Source organism: Lysobacter sp. H23M47 (assembly GCF_015209765.1).
GTDB lineage: Bacteria > Pseudomonadota > Gammaproteobacteria > Xanthomonadales > Xanthomonadaceae > Novilysobacter > Novilysobacter avium.
The window spans coordinates 1660064-1675612 of record NZ_CP063658.1; the positions used below are offsets into that span (position 1 = coordinate 1660064).

Annotated in this window: 12 protein-coding genes; 10 read left to right on the forward strand and 2 right to left on the reverse strand. The window is 66.0% G+C overall.

Annotation, left to right across the window (positions count from 1 at the left end):
* Nucleotides 1-91 precede the first annotated feature (91 nt).
* From INQ43_RS07490 to pilH, 8 genes are all read left to right on the forward strand, one after another.
* Nucleotides 92-1246 (forward strand): cupin domain-containing protein, encoded by a 1155-nt coding sequence (locus tag INQ43_RS07490; RefSeq protein WP_228062679.1) that lies wholly within the window; start codon nucleotides 92-94, stop codon nucleotides 1244-1246.
* Entirely contained in the window at nucleotides 1243-2151 is a 909-nt protein-coding gene (locus tag INQ43_RS07495; RefSeq protein WP_194033718.1) for a GNAT family N-acetyltransferase, read from the forward strand. The genes INQ43_RS07490 and INQ43_RS07495 overlap by 4 nt, the downstream gene beginning before the upstream one ends.
* A gap of 189 nt (nucleotides 2152-2340) precedes the next feature.
* A complete protein-coding gene (locus tag INQ43_RS07500) occupies nucleotides 2341-5157 on the forward strand; it encodes a 2-oxoglutarate dehydrogenase E1 component (RefSeq protein WP_194036030.1) in 2817 nt (938 codons plus the stop codon).
* A gap of 128 nt (nucleotides 5158-5285) precedes the next feature.
* Nucleotides 5286-6509: a dihydrolipoyllysine-residue succinyltransferase gene (sucB, locus tag INQ43_RS07505; protein ID WP_194033720.1), complete on the forward strand. Its 1224-nt coding sequence runs from the start codon at nucleotides 5286-5288 to the stop codon at nucleotides 6507-6509.
* 78 nt (nucleotides 6510-6587) lie between these two features.
* Nucleotides 6588-8018 (forward strand): dihydrolipoyl dehydrogenase, encoded by a 1431-nt coding sequence (lpdA, locus tag INQ43_RS07510; protein WP_194036031.1) that lies wholly within the window; start codon nucleotides 6588-6590, stop codon nucleotides 8016-8018.
* Between the two features lie 115 nt (nucleotides 8019-8133).
* A complete protein-coding gene (locus INQ43_RS07515; protein ID WP_194037614.1) occupies nucleotides 8134-8727 on the forward strand; it encodes a TIGR00730 family Rossman fold protein in 594 nt (197 codons plus the stop codon).
* Nucleotides 8728-8819: 92 nt separating this feature from the next.
* Nucleotides 8820-9818 (forward strand): YhdH/YhfP family quinone oxidoreductase, encoded by a 999-nt coding sequence (locus INQ43_RS07520; protein ID WP_194036032.1) that lies wholly within the window; start codon nucleotides 8820-8822, stop codon nucleotides 9816-9818.
* Between the two features lie 77 nt (nucleotides 9819-9895).
* Entirely contained in the window at nucleotides 9896-10261 is a 366-nt protein-coding gene (gene pilH, locus INQ43_RS07525; protein WP_194036033.1) for a twitching motility response regulator PilH, read from the forward strand.
* Between the two features lie 15 nt (nucleotides 10262-10276).
* Here the strand turns inward: pilH and INQ43_RS07530 are convergent, their stop codons facing one another.
* Nucleotides 10277-11203 (reverse strand): DnaJ C-terminal domain-containing protein, encoded by a 927-nt coding sequence (locus INQ43_RS07530; RefSeq protein WP_194033724.1) that lies wholly within the window; start codon nucleotides 11201-11203, stop codon nucleotides 10277-10279.
* Nucleotides 11204-11464: 261 nt separating this feature from the next.
* On the opposite strand from INQ43_RS07530, the gene INQ43_RS07535 reads away from it, so the two are divergent.
* Nucleotides 11465-11944 carry a peroxiredoxin gene (locus INQ43_RS07535; RefSeq protein ID WP_194033725.1) on the forward strand — a complete coding sequence of 160 codons (480 nt, stop codon included), beginning with the start codon at nucleotides 11465-11467 and terminating at the stop codon, nucleotides 11942-11944.
* Between the two features lie 55 nt (nucleotides 11945-11999).
* A complete protein-coding gene (locus INQ43_RS07540) occupies nucleotides 12000-12578 on the forward strand; it encodes a ferritin-like domain-containing protein (protein WP_194033726.1) in 579 nt (192 codons plus the stop codon).
* Between the two features lie 113 nt (nucleotides 12579-12691).
* Here INQ43_RS07540 and gyrA read toward each other — a convergent pair whose 3' ends face one another.
* Entirely contained in the window at nucleotides 12692-15358 is a 2667-nt protein-coding gene (gyrA, locus tag INQ43_RS07545) for a DNA gyrase subunit A (protein ID WP_194036034.1), read from the reverse strand.
* Between the last annotated feature and the right edge of the window lie 191 nt (nucleotides 15359-15549).

The following is a 15549-nucleotide window of genomic DNA, read 5'->3' on the forward strand; positions in this document are numbered from 1 at the left end:
CACCCGCTCCCCGGGCAGCAAGCCCGGCAGTGACTCATTGAATCTGCCGCCGCCGATCGAAGTCGACGCGAGTACCGAGCCGCCACTTGGAATGTCACCGGCGGATTTCCTGCGCGACTACTGGCAGAAAAAACCGCTGCTGATCCGCAACGCGTTCCCCGACCTGCAATCGCCGATGGACCCCGACGACCTGGCCGGCCTGGCCTGCGAGGAAGGCGCGCTGTCGCGCCTGATCCGCCACGACCGCAGCGATGACAGCTGGAGCGTCAGCCACGGCCCGTTCCCCGAGGAGATGTTCCCCTCGCTGCCCGGCGCGGACTGGACCTTGCTGGTGCAGGACGTCGACAAGTGGGATGTCGATGTCGCCGCGCTCATCCGCCATTTTGCGTTCCTGCCGCGCTGGCGGATTGACGACGTGATGGTGTCCTTCGCCGCGCCCGGCGGCTCGGTCGGGGCCCACGTCGACCAGTACGACGTGTTCCTGCTGCAGGCGGTCGGCCATCGGCGCTGGCAGATCGACGCGCGCGACAACCCCCCGCTGGCCTACCGCGATGATGTCGAGTTGCGCCTGCTGCGTGAGTTCGATCCCAGCCACGACTGGGTGCTGGGACCGGGGGACATGCTCTACCTGCCGCCCGGCGTGCCCCATCACGGCGTCGCCGAGGACGCCTGCCTGACGTTCTCCTTCGGCATGCGCGCGCCCTCCTCGGCCGAACTGCTGGGCGACCTGGTTGACACGCTGACCGCGGAGGCGGACGACGCGCTGCGCTACCACGATCCCGACCTGGCGCCTGCCGCCGATCCTGGCGAGATCGACGCGGCGGCGATGGCGCGCGTCGTCCGCGCCCTGGATGCGCTGCGCGGTGATCGTCCCGAACAACTGGCCGAGTGGTTCGGCAATTTCATCACCCGCTACCGCAACGCCGTCGAGGTGATCCCGCCGCAGCTGGAAGAAGGCGAACAGCCGCGCTCGCGCATCGAGATCGAGTGGGACCTGCAGCACGGCGGACGCCTGCAGCGCCATCCCTACTCGCGGATGGCCTGGCGACGCGCCGGCCCGGCGGCGGTGCTGCACGCCAACGGCGAGAGCCACCCGCTATCGATCGACGACGCGACTCTGCTGGCCAACGCCGACGTTGTCGACGGCGGCGACTATGCCTCGCTGGGCGAGCAAGGCCGGGATTGCCTGATCGAACTGATGGACGCCGGCCACTACCACCTGATCACGGAGGAAGATGACGAATGAGCGAGACCGCGTCCGATTTCAAGGTCGAGGCGATCGAATACGAGTCCGGCCTGAGCGATCTGCGAGCCGTCCGCGAAGCGGTGTTCGTGCAGGAGCAAGGCGTACCGCTCGAGCTCGAATGGGACGAACTGGATCCTGCTTCCCACCACGTGATCGCCCGCGATTCCGCCGGCACGCCCATTGGTACGGCGCGGCTGACACCGGAGCGACACATCGGCCGGATGGCGGTGCTCTCCCCGTGGCGCGGCCGCGGCGTGGGTGACGCCATGCTGCGAACGCTGCTCGAACTCGCCGGTAACCTGGGCTGGGACAAGCTCTCGCTGCACGCACAGGTGCATGCCATCCCCTTCTATGCACGCCACGGCTTCCTGCCGGTCGGCCCGCGGTTTGACGAGGCCGGCATCGACCACCAGATGATGGTGCTGCATCCAGGCGCCACCAATCCGGTGGGCGACCGGGCGGGCGCGATCGCCGCCACCCTGGGTGTCATCGTCACGGCGCGCAGGCAGCTCCTCATCTACAGCCCGGAACTGGACCCGGGCGTGCTGGACGTGCCGGAGATCATCACCGCCCTTCGGGGCTTCGCCATCGACAACGGCGAGATCCGGATCCTGTTGCACGACCCCACCGCGCCCCAGCGCAACCAGAGTCCGCTCATCGGCCTCCATCAGCGGCTGCCGAGCACCATCGCGTTTCGCGCCGTGGAGGAGCCGTTCGACCGCTCCTATGCTTCGGCCTACACCTGCAGCGACGCTGGCGGCTACTACTTTCGTCCCATCGCCTCACGCCTCGAGGGCGATACCCGAATCGATGATCGCTCCCGCGCCCGCCACCTGCTCAACCTTTTCAGCCCAGTCTGGGAACGCGCGCGGCCATGCAGCGAGTACCGCACGCTCGGCATTTGACCCCTCGTGCGAACCTGAACAGGGCTGAACCCCCAGCCCCGGCGCCGCCACGATATTGGCCAGTGAGCCGGTTCGGCACCCGCCCGTGACATCCCGAGAGGCTATAATTCAAACACTCGCGTGCCTGAACCGGCATTTTCCGCCCCACCGGCACACCCACTCCCCCTATTCGAGTTTAGCGACGCCACCGTGGCCAATCTCCTGAAGCAGTTCTCGCAGTCATCGCAGCTGGGTTCCAGCGGCGCCTACATCGAAGACCTGTACGAGCAGTACCTGGTCTCCCCCGAAAGTGTCGGGGTCGAATGGAAAACCTATTTTGACGGTTTCCACGGTCGGGAGGCGGGCGATGTGCCGCACTCCGCCGTCATCGACACCATCATCGAAGCGGCGCGTCACGCGGGCAAATCCGCGCACGGTGCGGCCGATGAACGCGAGCGCTTCGTGGGCAAGTTGATCACCGCCTACCGCTCGCGCGGCCATCTCGGCGCTGACATCGACCCGCTGGGTTTCCTGGAAGCGCCCCCGGCGCCGGACCTGGAACTGGAGTTCCACGGCCTGTCCAAGGCGGACCTCGGCGACGAGTTCAGCACCGGCGGTGTCGCCGGCATGGACCGGATGAACCTCGGCAAGCTCTTCGACCTGCTCAAGGCCACCTACACCGGTCCCATCGGTGCCGAGTTCATGCACATCGCCGACGCCCCGCAGCGTCGCTGGCTCTATGAGCGCCTCGAAAAGGCCGGCGGCAAGTACGGTCGCAGCACCGACGACAAGCGCCGCATCCTTGAGCGCCTGACCGCAGCCGAGGGGCTGGAGCGTTACCTGCACACCCGCTATGTCGGCCAGAAGCGCTTCTCGCTGGAAGGCGGCGATGCCCTGATCCCGCTGATGGACACCACCGTCCGTCGCGCCGGTGAGCAGGGCGCCAAGGACGTGGTCATCGGCATGGCCCACCGCGGCCGCCTCAACGTGCTGGTCAACACCCTGGGCAAGTCGCCGCGCACGCTGTTTGACGAGTTCGAGGGCAAGTTCGAGCACAACGAGCTGGCGCTGGCCGGCGACGTCAAATACCACATGGGCTTCAGCGCCGACGTGGCCACCCCGGGCGGCCCCGTTCACCTGGCGCTGGCGTTCAATCCGTCGCATCTGGAGATCGTCAACCCGGTCGTGGCCGGATCGGTACGCTCGCGCCAGACCCGCCGCGGCGGCAAGGACACGCGCAACCAGGTGTTGCCGATCCTCATCCACGGCGATGCCGCGTTTGCCGGCCAGGGCGTGGTGATGGAGCTGTTCCAGATGTCGCAGGCACGCGGTTTCCGCGTCGGCGGCACCGTCCACATTGTGGTCAACAACCAGGTCGGCTTCACCACCAGCGCCCGCGAGGACGCCCGTTCCACGCTGTACTGCACCGACGTGGCGAAGATGGTCGGTGCGCCGATCCTGCACGTCAACGGCGATGATCCCGAAGCGGTGGCGTTCTGCGCCGAGCTGGCGCTGGACTTCCGCAACACCTTCGCCAAGGACGTGGTCATCGACCTGGTCTGCTACCGCCGCCACGGCCACAACGAGGCCGACGAGCCGGCGGCGACCCAGCCGCTGATGTACCAGACCATCCGCAAGCACAAGACCCCGCGCGAGCTGTATGCGGACCGCCTGATCGCCGAGGGCACGCTGAGCGCCGATGAGGCCAAGGCGATCGTCGATACCTACCGCGACAAGCTCGACGCGGGCGAGGTCACCACCGAGATGGTGGCGGTGAAGCCCGATGAGTTCACCGTGGACTGGAACAAGTTCCTCAAGGGCAAGCTGTCCGACGAGGTCGATACCCGCTTCGATGAGGGGGACCTGAAGGCACTGGCGAAGCAGATCAACACCGTGCCCGACGCGATCAAGCTGCATGCACGCGTGCAGAAGATCTACGAAGACCGCCGCAAGATGGCGGCCGGTGAGCAGAGCGGCGACTGGGGTTTCGCGGAAAACCTGGCCTACGCCACCCTGCTCTCGGAAGGCTACAAGTTGCGCCTGGTCGGCCAGGACTCAGGCCGCGGCACGTTCTTCCACCGTCACGCGATCCTGCACGAGCAGACGTCCGACGATTACTACCTGCCGCTGCAGGAACTGGTCAAGGACCCGATGGACGTCGAGATCATCGACTCGCTGCTGAGCGAGGAAGCGGTGATGGCGTTCGAGTACGGCCACGCCACGGCCGATCCGGACACGCTGGCGATCTGGGAGGCCCAGTTCGGCGACTTCGCCAACGGCGCGCAGGTGGTCATCGACCAGTTCCTGTCCTCGGGTGAGGCCAAGTGGGGCCGCCTGTGCGGTCTGGCGCTGTTCCTGCCGCACGGTTACGAGGGCCAGGGTCCCGAGCACAGCTCGGCGCGGCTGGAGCGTTTCCTGCAGCTGTGCGCGCTCGACAACATGATGGTGTGCACGCCGACCACCCCGGCGCAGGCGTACCACATGATCCGTCGCCAGATGCTGATCCAGACCCGCAAGCCGCTGGTGGTGATGACGCCCAAGTCCCTGCTGCGCCACAAACTCGCCGTATCGACCCTGGACGAGCTTGCCAACGGCAGCTTCCAGACCCTGATCCCCGACGCCAAGGCCGACCCGAAGAAGGTCAAGCGCGTCGTGGTCTGCGGCGGCAAGGTCTACTACGACCTTCTCGAGGACATGATCAAGCGCGAAGCCGACGACGTCGCCCTGATCCGCGTGGAGCAGCTGTATCCGTTCCCGCGCGAGGCGCTGCGCACCGAACTGGAGCGCTACGCCTCCGTCGAGGACGTGGTGTGGTGCCAGGAAGAGCCGCAGAACCAGGGCGCGTGGTACCAGATCCGCCACCATTTGAACTTCTGCGTGGCCTCGCGCCATGCCCTGCACTACGCCGGTCGCCCCAGCTCGCCGTCGCCGGCTGTCGGCCACATGTCCGATCACGTGATCGAGCAGGCCAAGCTGGTCGCCGATGCGCTGGTGAATCCGCTGCAGGGCGAGCCCGCCGACGAGTGATCGCTGCCCACCCGGCCCGGAACACCCGGGCCGGAACCGCGTCACCTGCCATGCCACCCGCTTCCGATTGCACAACCCATAGTCCACCCCATTCGACCCACTCCACAGTTACCCAGGATATTTTTCCCATGAGCACCGAGATCAAAGTTCCGGTTCTGCCCGAATCCGTCTCCGACGCCACCATCGCCACCTGGCACAAGAAGCCCGGCGATGCCGTCAAGCGTGATGAGAACCTGGTCGACCTCGAAACCGACAAGGTCGTCCTGGAAGTTCCCTCGCCGGTGGATGGCGTGCTCAAGGAAATCAAGTTCGAAAGCGGCGACACCGTCACCAGCGAGCAGCTGCTGGCAATCGTCGAAGAAGGCGCTTCTGCTACCGAAGCCAAGCCGGAGAAATCCGACAAGGCCATCGACGCCAAGAACGACGCCGCCGCCAGCGATGTGGCCCAGCCGGTGCAGGCGAAGGCTGCCGCGGGCACCCCTGCCCCGTCCAAGGGCGGATCGGCGGAGCTGCCGCCCGGTGCGCGCTTCACCGCCCAGAAGGAAGGCATCGACCCGGCCAACGTGGAAGGCACGGGCCGTCGCGGCGCGGTGACCAAGGAAGACCTGGTCAACTATGCCCGCAATGCCGGCGTCGGCCGGGCCAGCGGCAACCGCCCGGAAGAGCGCGTGCCGATGACCCGCATGCGCCAGCGCATCGCCGAGCGCCTGATGGAGTCCAAGAACACCACCGCGATGCTGACCTCCTCCAATGAGGTCAACATGTCCGCGGTCATGGCCATGCGCAAGTCGCAGGGCGACGCGTTCCAGAAGGCCTACGGCATCAAGCTGGGCTTCATGAGCTTCTTCGTGAAGGCCTGCGCCAACGCGCTGCAGCGCTACCCGGCGGTGAACGCCTCGATCGACGACAAGGACGTGATCTACCACGGCTATGCCGACATCTCGATCGCCGTGTCCACCGACCGCGGGCTGGTCACGCCGGTGCTGCGCAACGCCGAGTCGATGAGCTTTGCCGAGGCCGAGCAGGCGATCAACGATTACGCCCTCGCCGCGCGCGAAGGCGGCCTGAAGCTGGAAGACCTGCAGGGCGGCACCTTCACCATCACCAACGGTGGCACCTTCGGCTCGCTGTTCTCCACCCCGATCATCAACCCGCCGCAGAGCGCCATCCTGGGCATGCACACCATCAAAGAGCGCGCGATTGTCGAGGACGGCAAGGTGGTGGCCGCGCCGATGATGTACATCGCGTTGAGCTACGACCACCGCATCATCGACGGCAAGGACGCGGTGCTGTTCCTGGTCGACATCAAGAACCAGCTCGAGAACCCGCACCGCATGCTGCTGGGCATGTGATCCCACGGGACCACTCCCACCCGGAGCCCCGCGCCGAGGCGCCGGGGCCTTCCGCACCAAGCCAAGGATCTTTTTGAGATGAGCGAACAACAGAACTTCGATGTCGTCGTGATCGGCGGCGGTCCCGGCGGTTACGTCGCCGCCATCCGCGCCGCGCAGCTCGGCCTGAAGGTCGCCTGCGTCGATGCGGGACTGGGCAAGGACGACAAGCCGGCCCTGGGCGGCACCTGCCTGCGCGTGGGCTGCATCCCGTCCAAGGCGCTGCTGGACAGCTCGCGCCAGTTCCACAACCTCCTGCACGGCTTCGCCGACCACGGCATCTCGGCGGAAAAGCCGAAGATCGACGTGGGCGTGATGGTCGGCCGCAAGGACAAGATCGTCAGCCAGTTCACCGGCGGCATCACGATGCTGTTCAAGGCCAACAAGGTCACGCCGTTCTACGGTTTCGGCACCCTGCACAAGGACAACCTGGTCAAGGTCAAGCAGCACGACGGCAGCGAGGTCGAGCTGAAGGCGGCCAACGTCATCATCGCGACGGGCTCGGATTCCATCGAGCTGCCGTTCGCCAAATTCGACGGTGACCGCATCGTCGACAACGTCGGTGGCCTGGATTTCGACGCGGTGCCCAAGCGCCTCGGCGTCATCGGTGCCGGCGTGATCGGCCTGGAGCTGGGCAGCGTCTGGAACCGCCTGGGCGCCGAAGTCACCATCCTGGAGGCGCTTCCCACGTTCCTCGCAGCCGCCGATGCCGACATCAGCAAGGTGGCCGCGCGCGAGTTCAAGAAGCAGGGCCTGGACATCAAGCTGGGCGCGAAGGTCAGCAAGGCCGAGGTCAAGAAGGACGGCGTGCACCTGACCTATGACGACGCCAAGGGCGAGCAGTCCCTGGTCGTGGACAAGCTGCTGGTGGCCGTGGGTCGCCGCGCCGCGACCTCCAAGCTGCTAGGCGATGGTGTGGCCGTGAAGCTCAACGAGCGTGGCCAGGTCGAGGTGGACGAGCATTGCCACACCGGCGTCGACGGCGTCTGGGCGATCGGCGACTGCGTGCGCGGCCCGATGCTCGCGCACAAGGCGTCGGAGGAAGGCGTTGCCGTGGCGGAACTGATTGCGGGCCTGCCCGGCCACGTCAACCTGAATACCGTGCCGTGGGCGATCTACACCGAGCCGGAAATTGCCTGGGTCGGCAAGACCGAAGCCCAGTGCAAGGAAGAGGGCATTCCGGTGAAGACCGGCAGCTTCCCGTTTGCCGCCAACGGCCGCGCCGTGGCGATGAACGAGCCGGCCGGCCTGGTCAAGGTGATCGCGCATGCCGAGACGGATCGCGTGCTGGGCGTCCACCTGTGCGGCCCCAACGTGTCCGAGCTGGTCCACAGCGGCGTGATCACCATGGAGTTCCAGGGTGCCGCGGACGATCTGGCGCGCATCTGCTTCGCCCATCCGGCGCTTTCGGAAGTGGTCCACGAAGCCGCGCTGGCGGTCGACAAGCGTGCCATTCACAAGGCGAACTGAGCCGCGGCGACCGGCGGCGTATACCGCCGCCGGACATCGCATCTCCACAGACGGCGCACCCTCGGTGCGCCGTTCTGGTTTCACCCATCCCAACTCAAGGCAACGCCCCATGCCCATGCAATCGGTCTGCGTCTACTGCGGCTCCCATTCCGGCTCCCGGCCGATCTACGCCGAGCGCGCCCGCCGCCTCGGCCAGGAACTGGCTGAAAGCGGCATCAGCGTCATCTACGGCGGCGGCAACGTCGGCCTGATGGGTGTCATGGCCGACGCGGTGCTCGAGGCGGGTGGCGAGGTGATCGGCGTGATACCCGAGCAGTTGGTCAACTGGGAAGTCGCCCATCCCGGGCTGACGCGCCTGGAAGTCGTGCCGAGCATGCACCTGCGCAAGGCGCGCATGTTCGAGCTCTCGGATGGCTTCATCGCCCTGCCCGGCGGCTTCGGCACCCTGGACGAGATGTTCGAGATGCTGACCTGGCGCCAGTTGGGCATCGGCGACAAGCCATGCGCATTCCTCGACGTGGAGGGCTTCTATGAACCGTTGATCGACATGATGGACCGCATGGTCGCTGAGCACTTCGTCAACGCCGGGCAGCGCGACGACCTGTGGCACGGCGAGGAGATCGATACGATGCTTGAGTGGATGCACTCCTACCGCCCGGCCAATGCGGACAAGTGGCTGGAGGAGAAGCGTCTGAGCGTCGCGCGCTGACCCGGATCGCACGCCCCGGAAGAAAGCCCCGTCGGCAGTCTTCACCAGTCCGGCGGCAAACCCGTTTCGAGTGGAAATTTCGAGAGGAACTCATGTCCAACGCCATTCCAGACCGTTTCAACGCCTTCCGCATCCACAACGACGAACAGGGCTACCGCAGCGGCATCGAGGCGGTGTCAGTGGACGATCTCGCATCGGGCGAGGTGGTGATCAAGGCCGCGTATTCGTCGGTCAACTACAAGGACGCCCTCGCCGGCACCGGCAAGGGCAAGATCCTGCGGCGCTTCCCGCTGGTCGGAGGGATCGACGTGGCCGGCCACGTGGTGGCCTCGACCGATCCGGCGTTCAAGGAAGGCGACCGCGTGCTTGCCACCGGCAGCGGGCTGAGCGAGACCCGCGACGGTGGGTACTCCGAGTTCGTCCGCTTGGAGTCCAAATGGGCGATTGCGCTACCTGCCGGGCTTGAGCTGCGCGAAAGCATGATCATCGGCACCGCCGGCTTCACCGCCGCGCTGGCGCTGTTCCGGATGGTGGACAACCGCCAGAAGCCCGACATGGGCCCGCTGGCCGTCACCGGCGCCAGCGGCGGCGTGGGCTCGCTGGCGATCGACATCTTCACCCGCGCCGGGTTCGAGGTGCACGCCATCAGCGGCAAGCAGGACCAGCACGCCTACCTCAAGGGGCTTGGCGCCACCGAAGTGCTCGGCCGTGACGCACTGGCGCCCGGCCGGGCGATGGAATCGGCGCGCTTCGGCGGCGGCCTGGACAACGTCGGCGGACCGATGCTCACCAGCCTGCTGGCCCAGTGCGCGCCCTACGGCAATGTTGCCAGCGCCGGCCTGGCCGCGTCCGCCGAGCTGGATGCGACGGTCATGCCCTTCATCATCCGCGGCGTCTCGCTGCTGGGCGTCGCCTCGGCCGGCACCGCCCGCGATGTGCGCGAAGCGGTCTGGCAGCACCTGGCAAGCGACTGGAAGCCGGCGCACCTGGACACCATCTGCACCCGCGAAGCGGGTCTTGCGGAGCTTCCCGACGTGTTCGACACCATGCTTGCGGGCGGGTCGCTGGGTCGCACGCTGGTCCGGATCTGACACACTGGTCCGGATCTGAATTGTTTGGCGCTCCGACCGGACGCCGCTACAATCCGGCAGTCACTTTGGGGAAAGACATGGCTCGCATTCTGATCGTCGACGACTCACCGTCGCAGTTGATGGGTATCCAGCGCATCGTCGAGAAACTGGGGCACGACACCCTGGTGGCAGAAGACGGTGCAGCCGGCGTGGAGGTCGCGCGCCGTGAATTGCCCGACCTGGTATTGATGGATGTGGTGATGCCAAACCTCAACGGTTTCCAGGCCACACGCTCGATCTGTCGCGACGCCACGACCAAGCACATCCCGGTGGTCCTGGTGACCACGAAGGACCAGGAAACCGACCGCGTCTGGGGCATGCGCCAGGGTGCGCGCGCCTACATCACCAAGCCCTTCAACGAGGCCGAGCTGGGCGAGGTGCTTGAGCAGTTGCTGCCCGCCTGAGAGCAGTGGCGCCGGTCACTCCCGGCGCCAGTCGTTCCCGAAGGCCTCGCGCAGCGCCGCGTAGGCGGCTTCCTGCTCCTTGGTCGCCGGTGCAGGAGCCAGCACCTCCAACTCGACGATCTGGTCGCCCGTGCCTGCCGGCGCCGGAATGCCGCGTCCGCGCAAGCGCAGCTTCGCGCCGGCTTCGGATTGCCTGGGAATCTTCAACTCCACCGAGCCACCGAGCGTGGGCACGCTGACCGTCGCTCCCAGCGCGGCTTCCCACGGAGCGATCGGAAGCACGTGGATCACGTTGCGTCCATCCACCTCGAACCGGGGATGGGCGGAATACTCGATTTCCAGCAACAGGGCGCTACCATTACCGCCCTGGCCGGCGAGCCGGATCACCTGCCCCGGTGCGATTCCCTTGGGAATCTTCACGTCGAGGGTCTTGCCGTGCACGCTGACCCGCACGGTGTCGCCGGCGTACACGGTCTCCAGCGAGACGGACAGTTTGGCCCGCGTATCAGGCGTGCGCTGCGGGCCGGCGCCGGGCCGCCCGCGCTGCGCCTGCGCGAACGGGTCGCCGTGCCCTGCCTGGCCGCGCCGGAACAGGGTCTCGAAGAAGTCGCTGAAGCCACCGCCCGCGCCGCCGCCGGCAAACACCTCCTCGAAATCCGGGCCGCCGCGGCCACCGTTGAAATCGAAGCCGCCCGGCGGCGCCCGGACCTCGTCGCCGGGGCGGTAGCCTCGCGAACGCAACTGGTCATAGGCGGCCCGCTTCTCCGGGTCCCGCAACGCTTCATAGGCTTCGTTGACGGCCTTGAACTTCTCCTCGGCGCCCGACTCCTTGCTCACGTCGGGATGGTACTTGCGCGCCATCCGCCGGTACGCGGTCTTGATCTCCGCCTCTCCGGCCGTGGGCTCTACGCCGAGGGTGTCGTAGTAATCCTTGAAATGCATTCATTGCTCCAGTGCCTGCACCAGGACGGTGCAATGCAGGAATGGTTGCCGGGCCATGGCCAGCACGGCGGCACGCCCCACAGGATATTCGCTGCGCCGCGCCGGGTCATGCCCTGCGGTGGATATGGTTCCGGACAGTGTCCGGTTCAAGCGCTGTTGCGGCACTTTTATCCGACATCGCACGGCCTATCGCCCGGCACGCCCTTGACGTGATTTTTAGAAGCACGCGCCTAGACTGAGCCCTTCATTCAGGAGAACCGCATGAGCATCCAGGTAGGCGACCGCCTTCCCGACGTGGTACTGCAGCGCATCGGAGACGGTGTCGAGAGCGTTGACACCAGGACCCTGTTCGGTGACACCAATGTGGTGATCTTCGCCGTCCCGGGGGCATTCACTCCGACCTGCTCGGAAAGGCACCTGCCGGGATTCATCGAGCACTACCAGCAGTTCCATGACAAGGGCATCGAGGTGGCGTGCGTGGCCGTGAACGATCCATTCGTGATGCAGGCCTGGGGACAGAGCCAGAACGTTCCCGACGGCCTGATGATGCTCTCCGACGGCAACGCCGACTTCGCGCGTGCGCTGGGCCTGGAGCTGGATGCGAGTGCCTACGGCATGGGCGTGCGCGCCAAGCGGTTTGCCATCTACGCCGAGCAGGGCGTGGTGAAACAGCTCAACGTGGAAGCGCCGGGCGAGTTCCGGGTGTCATCGGCCGAGCACGTCCTGTCCCAGATCGCGTGACCCAGATCCACTGAACCAGATTACCTGACCCCTTCCCCACTGTCCGGAGAACCACATGAGCAAGCAAGACGACTCCCGCGAGGGTTCCGACGCAAACGCCTCCCCGTTTGCCACCGATCTGGCCACTATCCGCGAACGCGCCCGTCAGCACATCGAGAAGGGGGCCATCACCGACAGCTATACCGCTGATCGCGAGGTGGTGATCCGTCTTTTGAACGAGGCGCTGGCCACCGAGCTGGTCTGCGTGCTGCGCTACAAGCGGCACTATTTCATGGCCAGCGGCCTGATGGCCGACTCGATCAAGGCCGAGTTCCTCGAGCATGCCCGCGAGGAAGAGGAACATGGCGACATGCTCGCCGAGCGAATCGTCCAGCTGGGCGGTGAGCCGGACTTCAACCCCGACATCCTCAGCAAGCGCGCCCACGCCGAGTACGTCGAAGGCACCGACCTGCGCGACATGGTGAAGGAGGACCTGGTGGCCGAGCGCATCGCGATCGACAGCTATCGCCAGATCATCAACTACATTGGCGACAAGGACACCACCACCAAGCGCATCCTGGAGTCGATCCTGGCCCAGGAGGAAGAGCACGCGGACGAGCTGTCGGACATGCTGGACGGCTGGACCGGCAGCTGAGCAACCACACCAGCAGCCGCTTCACACGCGGGTTGCCGCCCCGGATACAGGAACGCCGCCCCATGGGGCGGCGTTCTGCTTTATCTGGTCCGTACTCGGACAGTGCGGACTTATCAGCCCGGCGAGTCACCGGAAGGCTCGTCGCCGCCGGCTTCACCGGGCTGGGCCGGGATCACATCCGACACGATCACATCCGGTGCAATCGCTGCCAGTTCCGTGTCGTCGTCCAGCTCATCGTCCAGCGATGCATCCAGGCGCTCCACCGCCTGCAGCGTCTCATCGGCCGCCAGTCGCATCAGGGTCACGCCCTGCGTGTTCCGGCTGACCTGGGAGATCTCCGAGGCGCGGGTGCGCACCAGCGTGCCGCCGTCTGAGATCAACAGCACCTCGTGGTTGTCGCTGAGCTGGATCGCGCCGACCAGCAGGCCGTTGCGGTCGCTGGTCTTCAGCGCGATCACGCCCTGCGTGCCACGGCCCTTGCACGGGTACTCGTCGACCGGCGTGCGCTTGCCGAAACCACGCTCGCTGGCGGTGAGGATGTCGCCGTCACCATCGACCACGATCAGGCTGACGACCTTGCCGCCCGCACCAAGACGCATGCCGCGTACGCCCCGGGCAGTACGACCCATGGAGCGCACCGTCTCGCCGGAGAACCGGACCGCCTTGCCTTCGCTGGAGAACAGCATGATGTCCGAATGCCCGTCAGAGAGCTCGACGCCGATCAGCGCATCGCCCTCATCCAGGTTGATCGCGATCTTGCCGCGCTGCAGGCGGTAGGCGTACTCGCTCAGTGGCGTCTTCTTGACCACGCCGTTGCGGGTCGCGAAGAAGACGTGCCGGTCGCCGTCGTAGTCGCGCACCGGCACCACGGCCTGGACCTGCTCGCCGGCTTCCAGCGGGATCCAGTTGATGATCGGACGACCGCGCGCGTTCGGGCCGGCATCGGGCAACTGGTAGACCGGCAGCCAGAACACCCGGCCCGCGCTGGTGAAGGTCAGCAGGGTATCGTGGGTATTGACCAGCCACAGGCTGTCGATGAAGTCCTCGTCCTTGGTTGTGGCCGCGTTGCGCCCGCGACCGCCGCGCTTCTGCGCCCGGTAGCTGCTGACCGGCTGGCGCTTGGCGTAACCGGAATGGGACAGCGTCACCACCACGTCTTCGGGCGCGATCAGGTCGAGGATGTCGAGGTCTTCCTCGCTCTCGCGGATCTCGCTGCGGCGCTCGTCGCCGAACTCCACCTTGACGTTCTCCAGCTCCTCGCGGATCACTCGCAGCAGTACGTTCGGATCCTCGAGGATCTCGATCAGGCCGCGGATGGTATCCAGCAGCAGCTTGTATTCCTCGGTCAGCTTTTCCTGCTCCAGCCCGGTCAGGCGGTGCAGGCGCATCTCCAGGATCTGCTGGGCCTGGATCTCGGTCAGCTGGTAGAACTTGCTGTCATTGGCGCCGGTGACCAGGCCCACGCCGCGCGGCAGGTCTTCGGGCTGCGAGGCCTCCGCGCCAGCTGCCGACAACAGCGCACCCACGAGCCCGGGCTCCCATGTCTTGGCCAGCATGCGCTCGCGCGCCTCGTTGGGGTTGGCCGAGGTCTTGATCAGCTCGATCATCTCGTCGATGTTGGCCAGCGCGACGGTCAACCCTTCCAGTACGTGGGCGCGTGCACGCGCCTTGCGCAGGTCGAAGATGGTGCGGCGGGTGACCACCTCGCGGCGGTGGCGGACGAAGGCCTGCAGGATCTGCTTGAGGTTCAGCAACTGCGGGCGGCCATCGACCAGCGCGACCATGTTGAAGCTGAAGGACGACTCCATCTGGGTCTGCTGGTACAGGTTGTTCAGCACCACGTCAGCCGAATCGCCGCGCTTGACCTCGATGTAGATGCGCATGCCGTCCTTGTCGGACTCGTCGCGCAGCTCGCTGATGCCTTCCAGGCGCTTTTCCTTGACCAGCTCGGCGATCTTCTCGATCAGCTTCGCCTTGTTGACCTGGTAGGGGATTTCGCTGACCGCGATCGCCTCGCGGCCGTTGTCGGCCACCTCGATCTCGGCGCGCGCGCGCATGCGCACCCGGCCGCGGCCGGTGTGGTACGCGTTGATGATGCCCGAGGTGCCGTTGATGATGCCGGCGGTCGGGAAGTCCGGCCCTGGCACGTGCACCATCAGGCCGTCGACGTCGATGTCCGGGTCGTCAATCAGCGCGATCGTCGCGTCGATGATCTCGCCCAGGTTGTGCGGCGGGATGTTGGTCGCCATGCCGACGGCGATACCGGCCGAACCGTTGATCAGGAGGTTCGGGATGCGCGTGGGCATCACCGTAGGCTCGAACTCCTTCTCATCGTAGTTGGGCTGGAAATCGACGGTTTCCTTCTCGATGTCCGCCATCAACTCATGGGTGATCTTGGCCATGCGCGCTTCGGTGTAACGCATCGCCGCCGCGGAATCCCCATCGACCGAGCCGAAGTTGCCCTGCCCGTCCACCAGCATGTATCGCAGCGAGAACGGCTGCGCCATGCGCACCAGCGTGTCGTACACCGACTGGTCGCCATGCGGATGGTATTTACCGATCACGTCACCGACGATTCGCGCCGACTTGAAGTACGGCTTGTTGGAATGCGCTCCCAACACGCTCATGGCGTACAGCACGCGCCGGTGCACGGGCTTGAGCCCGTCGCGGACGTCGGGAAGCGCGCGGCCGACGATCACGCTCATGGCGTAATCGAGGTAGCTGCGACGCATCTCGTCTTCGAGGTTTACCGGGATGATTTCCTTGGCAAGATCGGCCATCAGGTTTCCGTAGTTGAGCTGAGGTGGTTTACCGCGGTGCGGGTGAGCATGCGCCCGCGGAAAAACTGGACCAGACCGGCACTGCAGCAGGCCGGCACAAGAGAGAATCCGATCCGCGGCAATACCGGGGAAAAAGACAGCGAATTATAGCACGAAAGGCATCCTCATGCCCCGCTGTTTTTCCAGAGAAA

Excerpts from the sequence above, each read along its gene's own strand:
- pilH (WP_194036033.1), top strand. The coding sequence starts at position 9,896 with ATGGCTCGCATTCTGATCGTCGACGACTCACCGTCGCAGTTGATGGGT.
- INQ43_RS07515 (WP_194037614.1), top strand. The coding sequence starts at position 8,134 with ATGCAATCGGTCTGCGTCTACTGCGGCTCCCATTCCGGCTCCCGGCCG.
- INQ43_RS07520 (WP_194036032.1), top strand. The coding sequence starts at position 8,820 with ATGTCCAACGCCATTCCAGACCGTTTCAACGCCTTCCGCATCCACAAC.
- lpdA (WP_194036031.1), top strand. The coding sequence starts at position 6,588 with ATGAGCGAACAACAGAACTTCGATGTCGTCGTGATCGGCGGCGGTCCC.
- gyrA (WP_194036034.1), bottom strand. The coding sequence starts at position 15,358 with ATGGCCGATCTTGCCAAGGAAATCATCCCGGTAAACCTCGAAGACGAG.
- INQ43_RS07530 (WP_194033724.1), bottom strand. The coding sequence starts at position 11,203 with ATGCATTTCAAGGATTACTACGACACCCTCGGCGTAGAGCCCACGGCC.
- INQ43_RS07540 (WP_194033726.1), top strand. The coding sequence starts at position 12,000 with ATGAGCAAGCAAGACGACTCCCGCGAGGGTTCCGACGCAAACGCCTCC.
- INQ43_RS07495 (WP_194033718.1), top strand. The coding sequence starts at position 1,243 with ATGAGCGAGACCGCGTCCGATTTCAAGGTCGAGGCGATCGAATACGAG.
- INQ43_RS07535 (WP_194033725.1), top strand. The coding sequence starts at position 11,465 with ATGAGCATCCAGGTAGGCGACCGCCTTCCCGACGTGGTACTGCAGCGC.
- INQ43_RS07490 (WP_228062679.1), top strand. The coding sequence starts at position 92 with ATGTCACCGGCGGATTTCCTGCGCGACTACTGGCAGAAAAAACCGCTG.
- sucB (WP_194033720.1), top strand. The coding sequence starts at position 5,286 with ATGAGCACCGAGATCAAAGTTCCGGTTCTGCCCGAATCCGTCTCCGAC.